This window comes from Bacteroidota bacterium (assembly GCA_016718825.1).
Lineage (GTDB): Bacteria > Bacteroidota > Bacteroidia > J057 > JADKCL01 > JADKCL01.
The window spans coordinates 49,078-64,319 of record JADKCL010000002.1 but is presented as its reverse complement, the minus strand read 5'-3'; the positions used below and the strand labels follow the sequence as shown (position 1 = coordinate 64,319).

Annotated in this window: 15 protein-coding genes and 1 pseudogene; 1 reads left to right on the top strand and 15 read right to left on the bottom strand. The window is 48.8% G+C overall.

All coding sequences use genetic code 11. From position 1 onward, the window contains the following. Positions 1-76 precede the first annotated feature (76 nt). The 13 genes and pseudogenes from IPN95_02270 to IPN95_02210 form a co-directional block, all read right to left on the bottom strand. The gene (locus IPN95_02270) at positions 77-895 is read right to left on the bottom strand and encodes a T9SS type A sorting domain-containing protein (GenBank protein ID MBK9448244.1); all 819 of its coding nucleotides are present in this window, start codon (positions 893-895) and stop codon (positions 77-79) included. A gap of 47 nt (positions 896-942) precedes the next feature. After that, on the bottom strand, positions 943-2,322 hold the full coding sequence (locus tag IPN95_02265) for a T9SS type A sorting domain-containing protein (GenBank protein ID MBK9448243.1): 1,380 nt from the start codon (positions 2,320-2,322) through the stop codon (positions 943-945). Between the two features lie 101 nt (positions 2,323-2,423). Then, a complete protein-coding gene (locus tag IPN95_02260) occupies positions 2,424-2,582 on the bottom strand; it encodes a hypothetical protein (protein ID MBK9448242.1) in 159 nt (52 codons plus the stop codon). Further along, complete coding sequence (locus IPN95_02255) at positions 2,582-2,794, bottom strand: DUF2281 domain-containing protein (GenBank protein ID MBK9448241.1); 213 nt, start codon at positions 2,792-2,794, stop codon at positions 2,582-2,584. The genes IPN95_02260 and IPN95_02255 overlap by 1 nt, the downstream gene beginning before the upstream one ends. Positions 2,795-2,918: 124 nt before the next feature. Continuing rightward, entirely contained in the window at positions 2,919-4,457 is a 1,539-nt protein-coding gene (locus IPN95_02250; protein MBK9448240.1) for an amino acid permease, read from the bottom strand. Then, positions 4,418-4,672 (bottom strand): hypothetical protein, encoded by a 255-nt coding sequence (locus tag IPN95_02245; protein MBK9448239.1) that lies wholly within the window; start codon positions 4,670-4,672, stop codon positions 4,418-4,420. The genes IPN95_02250 and IPN95_02245 overlap by 40 nt, the downstream gene beginning before the upstream one ends. Positions 4,673-4,731: 59 nt before the next feature. Continuing rightward, positions 4,732-5,559 (bottom strand): peptidylprolyl isomerase, encoded by an 828-nt coding sequence (locus tag IPN95_02240; GenBank protein MBK9448238.1) that lies wholly within the window; start codon positions 5,557-5,559, stop codon positions 4,732-4,734. A 23-nt stretch (positions 5,560-5,582) separates the two neighbouring features. Next, positions 5,583-6,347 carry a peptidylprolyl isomerase gene (locus tag IPN95_02235; GenBank protein MBK9448237.1) on the bottom strand — a complete coding sequence of 255 codons (765 nt, stop codon included), beginning with the start codon at positions 6,345-6,347 and terminating at the stop codon, positions 5,583-5,585. Beyond that, positions 6,337-6,675: a hypothetical protein gene (locus IPN95_02230; GenBank protein MBK9448236.1), complete on the bottom strand. Its 339-nt coding sequence runs from the start codon at positions 6,673-6,675 to the stop codon at positions 6,337-6,339. Before IPN95_02230 ends, IPN95_02235 begins: the two co-directional genes overlap by 11 nt. Positions 6,676-6,697: 22 nt before the next feature. Next, positions 6,698-10,086: pseudogene (gene mfd / locus IPN95_02225) on the bottom strand (transcription-repair coupling factor). Positions 10,087-10,266: 180 nt separating this feature from the next. Then, a complete protein-coding gene (locus tag IPN95_02220; GenBank protein ID MBK9448235.1) occupies positions 10,267-10,608 on the bottom strand; it encodes a hypothetical protein in 342 nt (113 codons plus the stop codon). A gap of 73 nt (positions 10,609-10,681) precedes the next feature. Continuing rightward, positions 10,682-10,963 (bottom strand): hypothetical protein, encoded by a 282-nt coding sequence (locus IPN95_02215; GenBank protein ID MBK9448234.1) that lies wholly within the window; start codon positions 10,961-10,963, stop codon positions 10,682-10,684. 170 nt (positions 10,964-11,133) lie between these two features. Beyond that, entirely contained in the window at positions 11,134-11,826 is a 693-nt protein-coding gene (locus IPN95_02210) for a T9SS type A sorting domain-containing protein (GenBank protein ID MBK9448233.1), read from the bottom strand. 130 nt (positions 11,827-11,956) lie between these two features. Here IPN95_02210 and IPN95_02205 point away from each other — a divergent pair, with 130 nt between their 5' ends. Then, the gene (locus IPN95_02205) at positions 11,957-13,393 is read left to right on the top strand and encodes a hypothetical protein (protein ID MBK9448232.1); all 1,437 of its coding nucleotides are present in this window, start codon (positions 11,957-11,959) and stop codon (positions 13,391-13,393) included. Positions 13,394-13,704: 311 nt separating this feature from the next. Here the strand turns inward: IPN95_02205 and IPN95_02200 are convergent, their stop codons facing one another. Beyond that, positions 13,705-14,364 (bottom strand): class I SAM-dependent methyltransferase, encoded by a 660-nt coding sequence (locus IPN95_02200; GenBank protein ID MBK9448231.1) that lies wholly within the window; start codon positions 14,362-14,364, stop codon positions 13,705-13,707. After that, a complete protein-coding gene (locus IPN95_02195; GenBank protein MBK9448230.1) occupies positions 14,361-15,242 on the bottom strand; it encodes a hypothetical protein in 882 nt (293 codons plus the stop codon). The genes IPN95_02200 and IPN95_02195 overlap by 4 nt, the downstream gene beginning before the upstream one ends.

The following is a 15,242-nucleotide window of genomic DNA, read 5'->3' as shown; positions in this document are numbered from 1 at the left end:
TACATGATCTATGATAAAAATCGCCCCTCCGATTCCAGAGGTTTCAGGAGGGGCGTTTGTGTCTTTCAAAACTCAATCAACGCATCAACAGCATCTTTTCGGTGGCGATCATTTGATTGCCATCGCTCATGACCATATAGTACAAGCCATTTTTGCAATTTTGACCTGTAGCGGTACGTCCGTCCCAAGTCAAACGGTGCGAACCGGGCACTTGGCTGCCGCTTGCAAGCGTCACCACCGCTTGTCCGAGTCCGTTGAAGACCTTGACAGAGAAGGCATTGGCTTTTCTCTGGAGGTTGTAGTCGATGTTCAAACGGTCACGGAAAGGATTGGGGCTCATTACAAGGCCGCCCAAATAGCTTGCCTCTTTCACGCCTGCCAGAACAGTGCGTTCAACCGTCACCGGCGCAAATGCCTGATTGTCACAACCCACTACAGTCGGTGTAGAAGTATTGATTCCTTTGATAAAGATGTCGCTGCAGGTATTGTCCTTGCCCGTGAAGCCTCCATCAGAGCTGCGAAACACCAAACCCAACGTATAGGGTGTGGCGCCTGGTTGGTTGAAATAGGTGGTTGGAATCATCGTGATACTCCACTTGTTGTTGCCTTCGAAGGTCATCAAGCCGACGCCGTCGTCCAAGCCCCAATTGCCCACGACATTTTGCCAGATGTTGGAGCCTTGATGACAGATCGAATCGGAGCAAAATTGCGGATCCGATGAACAGAGGCCCGAATGGATGTACACCTTGTTTCCAGCGACGACGCCTTGATTCATCCAACAATCTGGATTGGCCATTTGGGCGACATCGACTGTGATTTTCAATTGAATGGCCTGCGCCTGCGTCATACAAGCTATTCCGAAAGCCATCAAGGAGAGTAAAACAATACGTTTCATAAATTCCGTGTTTTTAGCTGTGTTCCAATATTCTACCTAACAAGAATTCAAATTTTGACGAACGAACGCCGAACTACCTTTCCGCTCTGCACTGCGGCGATATGGTATATTCCGCCCGGCAAAGATTGAATATCGAGTTCTTTTCTGAAAGTTCCCGGATTTTCCACCGAGGATGTTGTCATTAGGATTCTGCCTTGGCCATCCATCAACTGAAAGGTCAAAGCTCCTCCCCTGATGAGGTCCAATTCAAGGGTCACGCGATCCATCGCGGGATTCGGGTACAATTTTCCATCTCCGGCAAATGGATTCTCCATTCCCACCCCACCGATTGTGATTGCTTGGGAAAAAGTGTCGACGCCGCAAAAATTCTGCACAATCAATGTGATCGTGTAAGTCCCCGCCGTCGAATAGGCATGGGATGTCGTGCCGGGAGTCGTAGCGTCCGTGGAGCCGTTGCCATCGAAATCCCAGCGGTAATCACCGCCACCTGTCGATCCGTCGGCGACTTGGACCGTAAATCCAAAAACCGAAGGCGTGAAAAATGCCGTCGGCGCCGTGGCTGAAGGGACATTGACAATGTCGATCCCGGTGCAGCCGACCGAATTGGTCACGGTGACTGTCACCAATGCTGCGGAACTGAGGGTAATGGTTTGCGTGGTTGCGCCCGTGCTCCAGGCATAGGAAGTGAATCCAGCGCCGGCATCCAATGTCACCGGATTACCATCGCAGATGGCAGGTTGGCCCAAATCGATGAAGGGGATCGAACCTAGATTCACTTGAATTGTGTCAGAAGCCATGCATCCCGCGGTATCGGTCATTGTCACCCAATAGGTTCCGGCGGCATTGACAGCGAGTGAGGAACCCGCTGATCCGTCAGACCACAAAAGATTCTCAAGGGCATCGCGTTTCCAGGAAAATTGAATCCCGCCAAAGGCCGATACCGGCGGATCTTGTTGCATGTCGGCCCAGATATCATTGCCGGCATTGTCCTTGCCGACGGCAGTGCCATCGGCATTCCTGAAAACGAAGAAAATGCCGTTGGGCGTGACATTTGCGGGGTAATTGTAATAGGCATGCGGCAAAATCCGGATTCGCCAGCGATTGGCTCCGATATTGGTCATCTGCCCCACCCCGTCGTCCTGTCCCCAATTGCCGACAGTATTTTGCCAACCACCAAAAGGAACCATTTCCGCACCGCTGTGCATGTAGACCTTGTTGGCACCTACAAGGCCGGTTTGACCCTGGGTGGCATCGTAGATGATTTCAAGGGAGTCTTCGAAGGTCGAAATGGCCAGCGAAGGAACTAGCGTGAATGATGCGGCACAAAGCGAGGTATCGGGGCCAAGACTGACCGTGCATTGTGCATGCAACCCATAGCTCGCGCAGCACAGCATCCACCAGATTCCGAGAATTCGCCCAATTTTCATCAATTCTATGTCGTGTCATTTTGACACTCAGGCAAGTTAGCGAATTTTCGAAAAACCAAAAAATGGAAGACAGTGAATTTTAGGCAGGAAGATCTTCGCCATTACCACGGAATGTTGGCCTTGTATTTGGAAAACTCGGCATCGGCAGAGACGATCGTGAGGCCATCGACCATCGCTTGGGCGATCAGCATGCGGTCAAAAGGGTCACGATGGTGCATGGGGAGGCTGTTGATCGCATGCGTATCCAACCATAATTGCATCACATGTATTCTTTGAAGTCCTCCAAAGGCTCATCAAAATCGGGAGCCATGTACATCTCCCCTTTGAGGCTACCAAATTCCCTCTTTGTCTTCGGAGGATCAACTTGAGCTTTCACGTGTTTGAACTTTAGGAAATCAATAAAATCCATCACTTGTTGCTTCATTTCGGGAGGAAGCAAGGAATATTTCAGGTTGAATTCTGCGTCTGACATTCGAAAAAATAAACAAGAATGCCTTCCAGCGCAAGTCCGGTTGGGAGAAAAGTAACCAAACATTCAAACGCAAAAGGGAGAACCGAAGCCCTCCCTTTTGCATTTTATCAAGAAATTCAGCCGATCAAGACTCGCCATGTGGCGGCTCTTTGTGCTGCATCGAGGTGATGTCGCCACCGTGCTTGGATGATGGGTCCTTGTTAAGGATGCTCCTGCTTTTGCTGTAGCCAAAGTAGATGATCATGCCCAAAGCCATCCATCCACCCAGACGCAACCAGTTTGGCCAATCCAATCCGTAGATCATGGCGCCACATACGAGCATGCCCAAAATAGGAACAAGCGGAACCAATGGAGTTTTGAATTGACGTGGAATGTCTGGGCGCTTCACGCGCATGATCCATACGCCAGCGCAGACGAGCATGAAGGCAAACAAGGTGCCGATACTTGTCATATCCCCGACGATGTCACCTGGAACAAATGCTGCAAAGGCACCGACAAACACCAAGAAAATCCAGTTGCTTTTGTACGGAGTGCGGTGCTTGGGGTGAAGGACCGAAAACACTTTTGGTACAAGCCCATCACGGCTCATCGTGTAAAACACGCGGCTTTGGCCCATCAACATCACCAAAATCACCGACGAGAATCCTGCAAGAATTGCCACAGTCACAAATTTGCCCAGCCATTCATAGCCCGGCATGAAGCCTGTGATTGCTGCAGTGACCGACGCCTCCCCGCCCTTGGTTCGGAAGAACTCTACAGGTGCTAGCCCCGTCAATACGTAGGAAAACAATACGTAGAGGATGGTACAGACGGCCAACGAACCCAAAATACCGATCGGCATGTCTTTCTTTGGATTTTTTGCTTCCTGTGCCGCAGTCGAAACCGCGTCAAAACCGATAAAGGCAAAAAACACGACACCAGCCGCACCAAGGATGCCCATGATACCGCCATAATGATGTTCCACACCAGCGCTATCGGTCACCATCGTTGGCTCGGGAATGAACGGAACGTGATTGGCTCCGTCAATAAAGCCCCAACCCAGGATGATGAAAAGGATTACGATCGCGACCTTGGTCACGACGATCAGGTTGTTGACCAACGCCGAACCTTGCGTGCCACGGATGAGCAAGAGCGTCAACAAAAACAAAATCCCAACGGCCGGCACGTTGAAAATACCCTGAACTCCGGTGACACTCTCCTGAAACGGCGAGTGACACCATTGATAGGGAATTTCGTACTGCGGCCCAAAAAACATCAAGAGCTTATTGAAATATTCGCTCCAAGCGATGGCCACGGTTGCGGCACCAACTGCATATTCCAAAACCAAGTCCCAGCCGATAATCCATGCTGTGAGTTCGCCCATGGTTGCATAACTATAAGTATATGCACTACCCGCAATGGGGATCATGGAGGCAAACTCTGCGTAGCAGAGACCTGCCAAGGCGCAGCCGATTGCCGCAACAATAAAGGCAATGGTGACCGAGGGACCGGCATTGTTGGCGGCTGCAGCAGCAGTTCGCACAAAAAGTCCAGCACCAATGATGGCTCCGATACCCAAACCAATCAACGAAGTCGCGGTCAGGGTTCTTTTGAGTCCTTTTTCACCTTCGTCGGCATCTGCGATCAGGTGATCAAGTGATTTTTTTCTCCAGATTGAAGACATGTTTCCTTAGCTTTTTTTTTGCAAGTACTTTGTAAACAATTCTTTTCCAGCAATCTACCGAAATCATCGATCGGAATATGCGATTGCCTTGCCCAAACATAGCCAAAATCATCATTCAATCCAATCTTGATCATATTTTGATTGGATTGTAATTCCACCCAAAACCAATGGCGCGAAACCCGTCCCTTTTCAGAGCTCGGTTTCGCGCCATCCATTGGTATATTCAATCGCTGCGAATTTCAGCATACCGATGCTGCTCGCAGTGGAAACGGTCTCAGTCCAGGGCCTTCACAGTCATCCTGATTTCCTTTGTCGGAACATCGCCAGGCTGGGTTTCGACATTGATCATTTCATCTACAACCTCCATTCCACCGACGACTTCGCCAAACACGGTATATGTTTGATCAAGAAATGGCGTTCCTCCGATTGTTTTATAGACTTCGCGCTGCTGCGGCGTCAGTTTAAACGTTGGCCATTGCGACCTGAAGGCACCAAATTCTTCCTTGATTCTGGCATCAACAATGGCAAAGCTGTCGGGATTGTTGGTCTGCAACGCTTGCAAGTCGATCGTGCGCACCCATCCATTTTTGGGATCGGATTGCCATTGCGCGGAGACATGTGAATCAATCATCATCCCCACTTGCTGTTCCATGCCGTCCATTTCCTCGTCCGTCCACTTTTTACCAACGACGATATAAAACTGACTGCCAGAGGATTCCCAATTCGGGTTGGCTTGGTCCGGCATTCTTGCTGCCGCAAAAGCTCCCTTTTTGTGAAAAAACTGTGACTGGATCTCGCGGGGAAGCGTGTAGCCCGGTCCGCCTTGGCCGGCAGGGCCGCTGTTGTCGATCGTATTGGGGTCACCGCCTTGGATCATAAATTCCTTCATGACCCGGTGGAAAGTGGTATTGTCATAGAAACCAGCCTTCGCGAGCTTCAGGAAGTTCTCCTTGTGCTTGGGCGTTTCATCGTAGAGTTTCACGTAGATATTGCCAAAATCTGTAGTGATTTTGACATCGGCACCTTCGGGAGCACTTTCGCAGCCACTGAACCCGATGACGGATAAGGCAACAATTGCCGAGAGGATAATTTTCTTGATCATTGATTTAGAGGCCATTGAGACCATTAGTTGGACGCTGTTTTTTCCTTTTTGACTTTTGGAAGCTTCGTTTTCGCTTCGATCGTCATCGTAATGTCCACTTTCGGGTGGTCACCGGGACGCTTCTCTACCGCAGCGATTTTATCGATGACTTCCATGCCTGAAATGACTTTTCCGAATACCGTGTATTGGCCGTCAAGCCAAGGCGAACCCCCGATCGTCTTGTAGGCCTCGCGGGCCTCTGCAGAAAACTTGAAATCCTGTCCCAAAACGCCCTTCATTTGGGTTTCCGCGCGGTCGATTTCAGTTTCCGTCATGGGTTTGCCCTGTACAATGTAAAACTGCGAACCGGAACTTTCACGTTTCGGATTCACCTGATCCCCCATTCGGGCAGCGGCCAACATACCTTTCGCATGAAAATACTGCGGCAAAATCTCGGCGGGAAGGGTGTAGCCCGGGCCACCTTGACCTGCTAGCGACTTCTTTGCCGGATCCTTGCTGTAAGGATCGCCGCCTTGGATCATAAAGTCTTTGATGACGCGGTGAAAGGTCGTGCTGTCGTAGAAATGCGCATGCGCCAATTTCAAGAAATTCGCCCGGTGCAAAGGAGTGTCCTCAAACAGCTGAATTCCAATGTCTCCCATGCTGGTATGGATGATCACATCGGGCTTGACCTTTGCAGGTTTCTTGGCCTTCTTTTCCTTTTGGGCAAATACCAATCCCGGCAACACAAACAATGCCAGGAGCAAAATGCCCAAACTGCGGTAGCAAAACTTCATCTTAGATATCATAGATGTCTGCAAAATAATCAACTATGAACGATTTCATGAAAACTTCCTGTGAAAAAATGTCGATGTGCGGCAAATCCATCAACTGTTCCCAATGTGGCCATCCGTCTTGATCTTGATGACTCACTTTGAAGTAACCGCCGGGCGCAAGCACAGCGCAAAGGCCGACGTGCATCAAGTCCACTTTCTGCTCCTTGGTAAAATCATCGGGCATCCTCCCCATTTCGCGTACGCCGATCAGGAAAAGCATCGCTTCCAAGTCTGGCTTCTTACCAAATCTCGTTTTGATGATGCCGCTGAGCAATGCCCAGCGTTCTTGCAGGCGATTGATGTCGTCGCGTTCTGTACTTTCTTCAGCCATGATGGGTGGATAGTTCTTTTGTATAAGCCTCGATTTCCTTCAGCAAAACAAGGAGGCCTTTGATGCCCTCAACGGATTTTACCTCCAAACTCAAATATTTGGGACTTTCCTTGAAGCGTGCACGCCTTGAATTGTGCTGTGTCCAAGACAACAGCATCGGGAAAAGACTTGATGAATAATACGCACTTTTTTTATCCTGCGGAAAGTAGAGCCGTCCTGTTCCTTCTTTCAACACGACCTTTTCAAAGCCCAGCTTCTTGCCAACACGGCGTAAGCGCACCGTGTCAAACAAGCCAAGCACTTCCTCCGGAATCGGTCCAAATCGGTCAATCAATTGCCGGGAAATCTCGCGCATTTCCTCCTCATTCACGCTTGCAGCAATCTTGTTGTAGAAGTTCAGGCGTTCTGATACGACTGGCAAATAACTTTCCGGAATCAGGATATTCTGATCAGTTTCCACAACGGTGTCATCGACGAAGGACCGTTCTTCCTGCTTTTTCTTGATTTCATCGCGGAAAAGGTCTGGGAATTGGTCTTCTTTGAGTTCCTCGACGGCCTCGATCAAGATCTTTTGGTACATGTCGTAGCCAATTTCATTGATGAAACCGCTTTGTTCGCCGCCAAGCATGTCGCCTGCGCCGCGGATGTCCAAGTCGCGCAAGGCGATGTGGAATCCTGAGCCGAGGTCGCTAAACTCCTCGATGGCCTTCAAGCGCTTGCGCGCATCACGCGAGAGCACGCTTTCGTGCGGGGCAAAGAGGTAGCAAAATGCTTTGCGATTACTGCGACCGACGCGTCCACGCATTTGATGGAGGTCGCTCAACCCATAGTTATGTGCCTCATTGATCAGGATCGTATTCGCATTCGGGATGTCGAGCCCTGACTCGACGATCGTCGTACAGGCCAAGACGTCAAAGCTTCCTTCGATGAAGTCAGCCATGATTTTCTCCATTTTTTCCGGACTCAACTGCCCGTGGGCGATCCCCACGCGGGCATCAGGTACCAGCTTTTTGACCAAGGAGGCGATTTCGTCGAGGTCGGCAACGCGGTTGTGCACGAAAAATGCCTGTCCGCCGCGTTTCATTTCGTAAGCGATCGCATCCCGGATTTGTCCCTGATCAAATGTACCGACGATCGTCTCGACCGGCTGCCGGTTGGGCGGAGGCGTTGCGAGCACACTCATGTCGCGCACGCCCATGAGGGAAAATTGCAGGGTCCGCGGAATCGGCGTCGCCGTCAGGGTCAGCGTATCGACATTCACCCGCATCAGCTTGAGCTTCTCCTTCACTCCCACCCCGAATTTCTGTTCCTCGTCGATGATCAGCAAACCCAAGTCCTTGAACTTTACATCTTTGCTGACCACGCGGTGCGTACCGATAATGATGTCGATTTTCCCGGCCGCGAGCCTTTCGAGTGTTTCTTTCTGCTGCTGTGGCGTCTTGAACCGGTTGATGTAATCCACCTCGACCGGAAAATCCTTCAAACGGTCCCGGAAGGTATGGTAATGCTGAAGGGCCAAGATGGTCGTTGGCACCAACACGGCAGTTTGTTTACCATTTTCGGCGGCCTTGAATGCGGCGCGCAAAGCAATCTCGGTTTTGCCGAAGCCGACATCGCCGCAGATCAAACGGTCCATCGGAACGGGACTTTCGAGGTCCTTTTTGATGTCTTCCGTCGCCTTGACTTGGTCGGGCGTGTCTTCAAACATGAAGCTCGCCTCCAACTCCTGCTGCATGTAAGAATCTGGCTGACAGGCAAATCCGTTTTGTGACATCCGCTGTGCATACAAGGCAATCAGGTCGAATGCCAATTCCTTGATGCGGCTCTTGGCCTTTGCCTTTTTCTTGGCCCATTCGCCGGAACCAAGCTTGCTGAGTTTGGGTGGCTCACCATCCTTGCCTGTATATTTTGAGATTTTGTACAGCGAATTCACATTCACAAAAATCTCGTCACCGCCATCGTAAAAGATCTTGACGGCCTCCTGCTCGTGTTCGCCGACCTTGATGCGGTGCAATCCACCAAACTTGCCGATGCCGTGGTTGATGTGCGTGACATAATCGCCCGGCGCGATGTCCTTGAGCTCCTTGAGGGTAATTGCCTGACTGCGAGAAGTCTGTGCCTTGCTCTTGAAGCGGTGATAACGCTCGAAGATTTCGTGGTCGGTGTAAAGCGCAAACTTCAGGCGCTTGTCGAGGAAGCCACGGTGGATGACGGCATTGACGCCGGTGAACATCGCGGATTTGTCGATCGCTGCAAAAATCTCGTGGAGTCGAACGAATTGATTTTCGCTGTCGGCGAGAATGAAATTCTGGATTCCGATCTCCTGATTCTTATGGAGGTGCTCTGCGAGGAGGTTGAATTCCTTCTTAAATGCAGGTTGTGGCGAACCTGCCCATTCGACCAATTGGATGGGGTTTTTGAAAAAAAATCTGCCTCCAAATTCCACACGGGTGAAGCCTTCCATGCCTTTTTTGAAGGCTTTGGCGTCGGTGTAAAGGCTTTCGGGACCGCGGCTCAAGGCTGCTCCCCCACTCTGGGTTTGCAACTCCTGCCAATATTTACTCGCGCGCTCGTATTGGCGATCCAAATCGGCGGTCACGAAGTCCATACCTTGTATATAGACAACTGTGCGGTCACTCAGGTAGTCTAGAAAATGGACTTTTTCCTCGTTGATGAGATTCTTTTGGATGTTTGGGATCAGCGAAACATGGGTGTGCTCGTCCTTGGAAATCTGATCGACCGGGTCGAATGTGCGAATGGATTCGACCTCGTCCCCGAAAAATTCGATGCGGTAAGGGAGGTCATTCGCAAAGGAAAAGACATCCAAGATACCGCCTCGTTTGCTGTAAGTTCCTGGTTCCCAAACAAAATCGCTGTGATCGAATCCGTAGTCGTCCAAGACATCCACGACGAAATCCATTCCGCAGGTTTCGCCTTTTTCAGGTCGAGCGTGTTTTTGACGAGGGAACGTTTGTTGACCACTTGCTCACTGAGGGCCTCGGCAAATGTGATAATCAGCTGCCTTCCAGTTTGTTGATGATTCAGCTGATTGAGTACCTCGGCGCGTTGCAAGACATTGGCATTGTCGATTTCCTCCAGTTGATAAGGCCGCTTGTAACTCGCTGGATAATAGAGAATTTCCTTTTGCGGCATCAAGGTTTGGAGTTCGTTCATGAAATAGAGCGCCTCCTCCTTGTCATTGAGAATGATCAATCCGCTGCGGTGCACGTTTTGAAACAAGGAAACGAGCAAGAATGCCGATTGGCTGCCCGCAAGGCCTTTGATTTGGAAAACGCCGTTGGCATCGTCCTTGATCTTGAGCGCGAGCTCCACCAATTCCGGATGCTCGCGGTAGATTTTAAGAATGTCTTGAATTTTCACCTTGGGCCTTGGGTCAACTTGGGGAATCGTTATTGAGCCCCCTCGAAAAACCGCACAAAAGTAAGTTGGTTTAGGTTCTGTCTGAAAAAAAATGGAGTCAAGGCCATGTCTAGATTGAGACAATCGGCTTTGACTCCTGTATTTGGCGTAGCAGAAGCGTCTTCTACCGCGGTAAAATCTCTATTGTTGCGGCTTGGTGGTCGTCGAATTGACGGGAGCAACCGTCTGCGGACGGTTTTTAAACGAAGGCGCGAGTGAATCTGGAATCGGCCTTATGGTATTTGCAGGTGCAACCTTGGAATTGGAAGGTGCATCGCCGGCCCCTGAACCTGGAGCTTCGTTTGCCTGACGTTGAATGAGGGGGCTACCCTTGCTAGGTGTTTTGCCTTGACGCGCGGCATTGCCGGAAACCGCAGGAGTTGAAATCGATTCGGAGGAGCCCTTTACATCTCCCGTTTGCGCATAAACTGCGGAAAATGAAAGAAAACCAAAACAAAGGGCGGCGAGAAATACTTTTTTCATATCAGTGTTGGGTGATCGTTGATTCTTATTGAAGAGATAAAACCTGCGCTGTTTTCAGTGCAGCATCGCAAATTTATCGCGGGATATCTTGTTTCGGCAATGTGCCATTTGCAGGCTGCACAACTGTCGAGTTATTGGAAGGAAGCGCTTCTGTCCTGGGCGCAAAAGCAGGCTTACCAGGACCACCGAGCGGCTGCATCGTGCCATTGTTGTCGAATGGACCTGGTTTTTCCGCCACTTTCGTTGGGGTAGTATTTACAGTCTTTGACGTAACAGATTGTTCCGCAGGCGCTTGCGCAAGCAAACCGCCTAGCGTGAAGAACATCCCAATCAGAAACAAAACCGTCGTTTTCATGATGCAACAATGCTAATTCTAAACAATTTAGGCAGAAATCTTAAACGAAGCAAATCTATCGATCTGGACAATACTGCCAACCCTTGTCTCAATGATCTTCAACATCAAAACAAAACGTCGAACAAAATTTCCTTTGCTCGACGTTTTGATTTTCAATGAAGGACGGATCGCTATTTGGTGATGCGAACCGCTCCCACCATGCCGTCCTTGTATTTGAACAGGAGAAGATACATTCCGGCGGGTAGCTGCTGCGTATCGATTTCGTCGACAGGGTTGTAGCTTTCCCAGAGTTTTTTGCCATCCAACCCGATGATTCTTACGCACTCAACTTTTTGGCGCATATCCTTGTAATGAATATTCAGCTTATCGGTAACGGGATTCGGAAATACTTCCACGCGTTGGGCGAGTGTTTCTTCATCGATTACACCGTTAAACTGTTGTATCCAAATGGGAAAGTCGACGGTGTCTGGAATCTGCACATTGGGATTGTCACTGTTGGGCCAGATTACAATAATATTGTCACCGCCCTTGTAGCGAGTCCCTCCGAGTGGCCCAATGGAATCCGTAAAAATGATCGTGTCTGTTTGCCCAACCTCAAAATTAAAGGCAAGCCAGGACCACATGATGGTATCCGTTGTCGCCGAATTGTATTTAAATTTGATCTGACACGGAGAAGTGAGCTGATTGTCCCCGATATTTTCGACAACTAGTGTATAGGTGATTGAGCCAGTATTTGGATAATAGATCGTGTCGGGAGGGAAACTTCTGGCCGAATTGATTGAAAGTTTGGGCTGCGCAAACCCCAACATTGGAATCAACAGCATTAAAAGCAAGGAAATTTTACGGTTCAAGTTCTTACTCATCAAATTCATATTTTTCCTATGTCCAAGGTAGTCCCTTTTTTCAAAACTAAATCCTTACTTTTAGCTGATTTCTTACGCAGTCACTAATTTTTTTGAGGCAATGGACATCCTGAATCGAATAGTTGGTTTAATGAGCAAGGAGGAAGTAAGGCACTTCAAGTTGTTTGCAAGCAGAACCCAGGTAGAGGCGGATCGAAAAGACCTTGCATTGTTCGATTACATTCGCAAATCTGGAGAGGATTACAACGAAGGAGAGATTTTTGCAAAACTCTACGAGGGTGACGATAAGAATTCCTTCTATCGGCTGAAGAATCGGCTGATGCAGGACATGAACAAAAGCCTGAACCTACAGCACATGGAAGACGATGAAGTAGTTTACCTATTTCATCTTTTGTCTTTGGGTAGATTCTTTCACAGTCGCCAAAAATATAAAGTAGCAATCCACTTTCTTCGAAAGGCTGAGAAAAAGGCCATCAAGCTTGAACAATTTGAACTTCTGGACCTTTTGTACAGCGAAATGATCAAATTATCACTTGAAATGGTTGCGATAAATCCTGAAGAGTATATCAGGAAACGGAAGGAAAACCATCAAAAATTACAAGCCCTTCGGGATATAGATGACATCCTAGCGGCAGTCGTGCACCGGGTAAGATCGTCACCAAAACTATCAGCGTCGCAGACACCACTTTTTGACCTCCTTGAGAAAACAGTGAATGAATTTTCACAAAACCCAAAGCTCAAAGGAGACTCTAAACTTCGTTTCACGATCTATCATGCTGTAAGTCGCATTCTCCTTGCAAGGAAGGAATACTTGGTGCTAGAAACATATTTGCTTCAAACCTATGATGAGTTTGCCAAAGAAAGCCTGTTTAATCGTTCCAATCACGATACCAAACTGCAAATGTTGGTTTATCTAGTGAATACACTCTATAAGAATAGGAAACTTGAACAATCCCTTCAGTATGCCGAGTTTTTGCGCCAAGGTATGGAAGAATTCCATGGGCTACTTTATCAAAAGTATCTAACATACTATTACAATGCCCTCATTATCAACTACTCCATTCTTGACGTTTCTAAATCCACTCAGATTTTGGAGGAGGTGATAGGCAATCATACGTTTCGTGACACCCCATACAATGAATTCCTAATGATGCTAAACCTTGCGATCTGCTATTTCCGAACTAAAAAAATAACCAAAGCATTAAAAGCACTGGTTCAAGCCTTTATTCACGACGGATACCATGCTGCTAGCCAAGAATTCAAGTTAAAATTGGCAATTTTCGAACTCACTCTTCGCCAAGAATCGGGTGATTTTGAGGTCATGGAAAGGCGAATCGGCGAAGTAAAAAGAGACTATCACGAAATATTGGATAAGCCTACCGTTGTCACGGAAAATAAGCTCTTGTATATCCTGGGCGAAATGAATAAATCGATGGCGATAAGAGCTGATAAACCTTTGATAGAAAACATCAAGCAGTTTCTGGTTAGTACGCCAAAACCAGAACTTGAGGATTTCTCATTCATCGACTACCACGAATGGCTCAGCAACAAAATCGGGTTGATTTGAGGCGACTTCGCTCAATCGGCTGAATTTTCTGCACGAAATCGAGCGCTTGACAGGAGGTCTTAACACCCTGAACGCGTAAGACTATTCTCCATTCTACAAATCCAAAACAAAGATTGAGGACTTTTCAGTGACTTTATCTCATTTCTCCCGCGTAAGAATTACATAAATCCGATTTCCAAACGCAAGATTCTTGCTTCATCTTTGAATCATCAGTTGAAGATGACTGTCTCCAGTTAAAGTTGAATATCAAGATTTAATCCAAGTGGTCGGGGTTATTGAAAGCAGGGGCTCTTTTGGCCCCTGTTCTTTTTTCAAGCTTTACGAAGCAATTTGGATTGAATCATTCCCCCAAAAAACAATTTGGTCGCTTTGGGTTCCAGTCCTGCAAGGTCAAAAGCGGCTTGAAAATCTGGCAAGCGCGTCGCCGGAATGTCGCACCACCATTTGAAAAACCGGTACATCATCCAGATCAAAACCTTCGAGATCCAGGACATGGGCCATTTCTCCGCATGCCTGAAATCCGAAAAATACCAGATTCCATTGTTTTTCAAGGTCCTGCGCAAGCGCCGTACGATGCCTTGCAATTGCAAACCGGCAAACATGTCGAGCAGACAATGGGTGACGACCACGTCGTAACTGCCCTCCTCGGTGATGTCCTCGACATTGCCTTGCACAAATTCGACTTTGCCGAGCTGGCTTGGGCAATTTTTCGCAATCCTCGCCTTGGCGAGTGCGAGCATTTTGGGCGACAATTCGACGTAGAGTACGAATTTGGGCTTGGAGATGCGCAGCAACTGCTCCAAAAACCATCCCGATCCGCCGCCTACTACCAAAACATCTGCATTCGGCGGTAGCGAAGTCAAAAAGCAGGTTTGTGCCTTGCGCAAGGCATTGCCGTAGACGATGCGCGCGAGGAAATCATAGCCTTTGGCGAGTCCGTCGTAACCTCCTGCAATGCGGTTACGGTTCATCGCAAGTAAATCAGGAGGTAGAAAAATGGCAGCATAAAGGCGGCATCGCCCCAAGAACGATAACGCTCAAACTGCGAAAACCAGGCCTTCCGGTACAACAACAAGGCGAGGATTGCCGCCATCAAGCCCAAAATCAATTCGATGCTCACGACCTGCATGGAGTCTTCCAAAATCAACAGCACAACGCCGATTGCAGCCACGATCGCCAACAAAACGCGGATGAGCCGGATCGATTTGACTTTCCCCAATGCCCTGACAAAGGATGTTTGCCCGTCGCGGGCATCCGTTTCGATTTCAAACAAGCTGAATTCCAGAAGATTGATCAAGGCGAGCAACAGAAACTGGACAAACGGCAAAATGCCGATCATTGTTTTCCATTCGCCGGAATTGATCAAGGGCAACCCCCAAATTCCCATGGCATAAACAAAGGCAACGCCAAATTCCTTGATCAGCAGCGGAGATGTACGTTCGCCAACCAATTTGACCAACAGGAGGTGTACCAACACGACTCCTCCCATGATCAGTCCAAAGTAAATGCCTTGGATTCGGAGGAAAATGACCGCCAAAACCAGGCAGGCAATGCCACTCAACCCAGCAAGGATAGCCAAAACAGTAAAATGCTGCACATGAAACCGGTGCCGATCCGTGCTCGCACGCTCGCCAAGGCGACGCGCATCCAAAAGGTGATCCAACGTGTAAATCGTCCAAACTGCCAACGGCAACAACACATACCAAGCCCAGCGCATCGGTTCTTGGAGATAGGCAGCCACCATGCATCCGCCTCCCAAAGCGCCGATCGCCACATCGATGCTCAGCAATCGCAAACGGTCGTAAAACCGTCTCTCACCCGTTTCAGCTTTGGAATCCAATTGTTTCAA

What these genes read in the sequence shown, in the direction of transcription:
- IPN95_02270 (MBK9448244.1), bottom strand. Translation starts at nt 895, where the DNA reads ATGAAACGTATTGTTTTACTCTCCTTGATGGCTTTCGGAATAGCTTGT.
- IPN95_02265 (MBK9448243.1), bottom strand. Translation starts at nt 2,322, where the DNA reads ATGAAAATTGGGCGAATTCTCGGAATCTGGTGGATGCTGTGCTGCGCG.
- IPN95_02260 (MBK9448242.1), bottom strand. Translation starts at nt 2,582, where the DNA reads ATGCAATTATGGTTGGATACGCATGCGATCAACAGCCTCCCCATGCAC.
- IPN95_02255 (MBK9448241.1), bottom strand. Translation starts at nt 2,794, where the DNA reads ATGTCAGACGCAGAATTCAACCTGAAATATTCCTTGCTTCCTCCCGAA.
- IPN95_02250 (MBK9448240.1), bottom strand. Translation starts at nt 4,457, where the DNA reads ATGTCTTCAATCTGGAGAAAAAAATCACTTGATCACCTGATCGCAGAT.
- IPN95_02245 (MBK9448239.1), bottom strand. Translation starts at nt 4,672, where the DNA reads ATGGATGGCGCGAAACCGAGCTCTGAAAAGGGACGGGTTTCGCGCCAT.
- IPN95_02240 (MBK9448238.1), bottom strand. Translation starts at nt 5,559, where the DNA reads ATGATCAAGAAAATTATCCTCTCGGCAATTGTTGCCTTATCCGTCATC.
- IPN95_02235 (MBK9448237.1), bottom strand. Translation starts at nt 6,347, where the DNA reads ATGATATCTAAGATGAAGTTTTGCTACCGCAGTTTGGGCATTTTGCTC.
- IPN95_02220 (MBK9448235.1), bottom strand. Translation starts at nt 10,608, where the DNA reads ATGAAAAAAGTATTTCTCGCCGCCCTTTGTTTTGGTTTTCTTTCATTT.
- IPN95_02215 (MBK9448234.1), bottom strand. Translation starts at nt 10,963, where the DNA reads ATGAAAACGACGGTTTTGTTTCTGATTGGGATGTTCTTCACGCTAGGC.
- IPN95_02210 (MBK9448233.1), bottom strand. Translation starts at nt 11,826, where the DNA reads ATGAGTAAGAACTTGAACCGTAAAATTTCCTTGCTTTTAATGCTGTTG.
- IPN95_02205 (MBK9448232.1), top strand. Translation starts at nt 11,957, where the DNA reads ATGAGCAAGGAGGAAGTAAGGCACTTCAAGTTGTTTGCAAGCAGAACC.
- IPN95_02200 (MBK9448231.1), bottom strand. Translation starts at nt 14,364, where the DNA reads ATGAACCGTAACCGCATTGCAGGAGGTTACGACGGACTCGCCAAAGGC.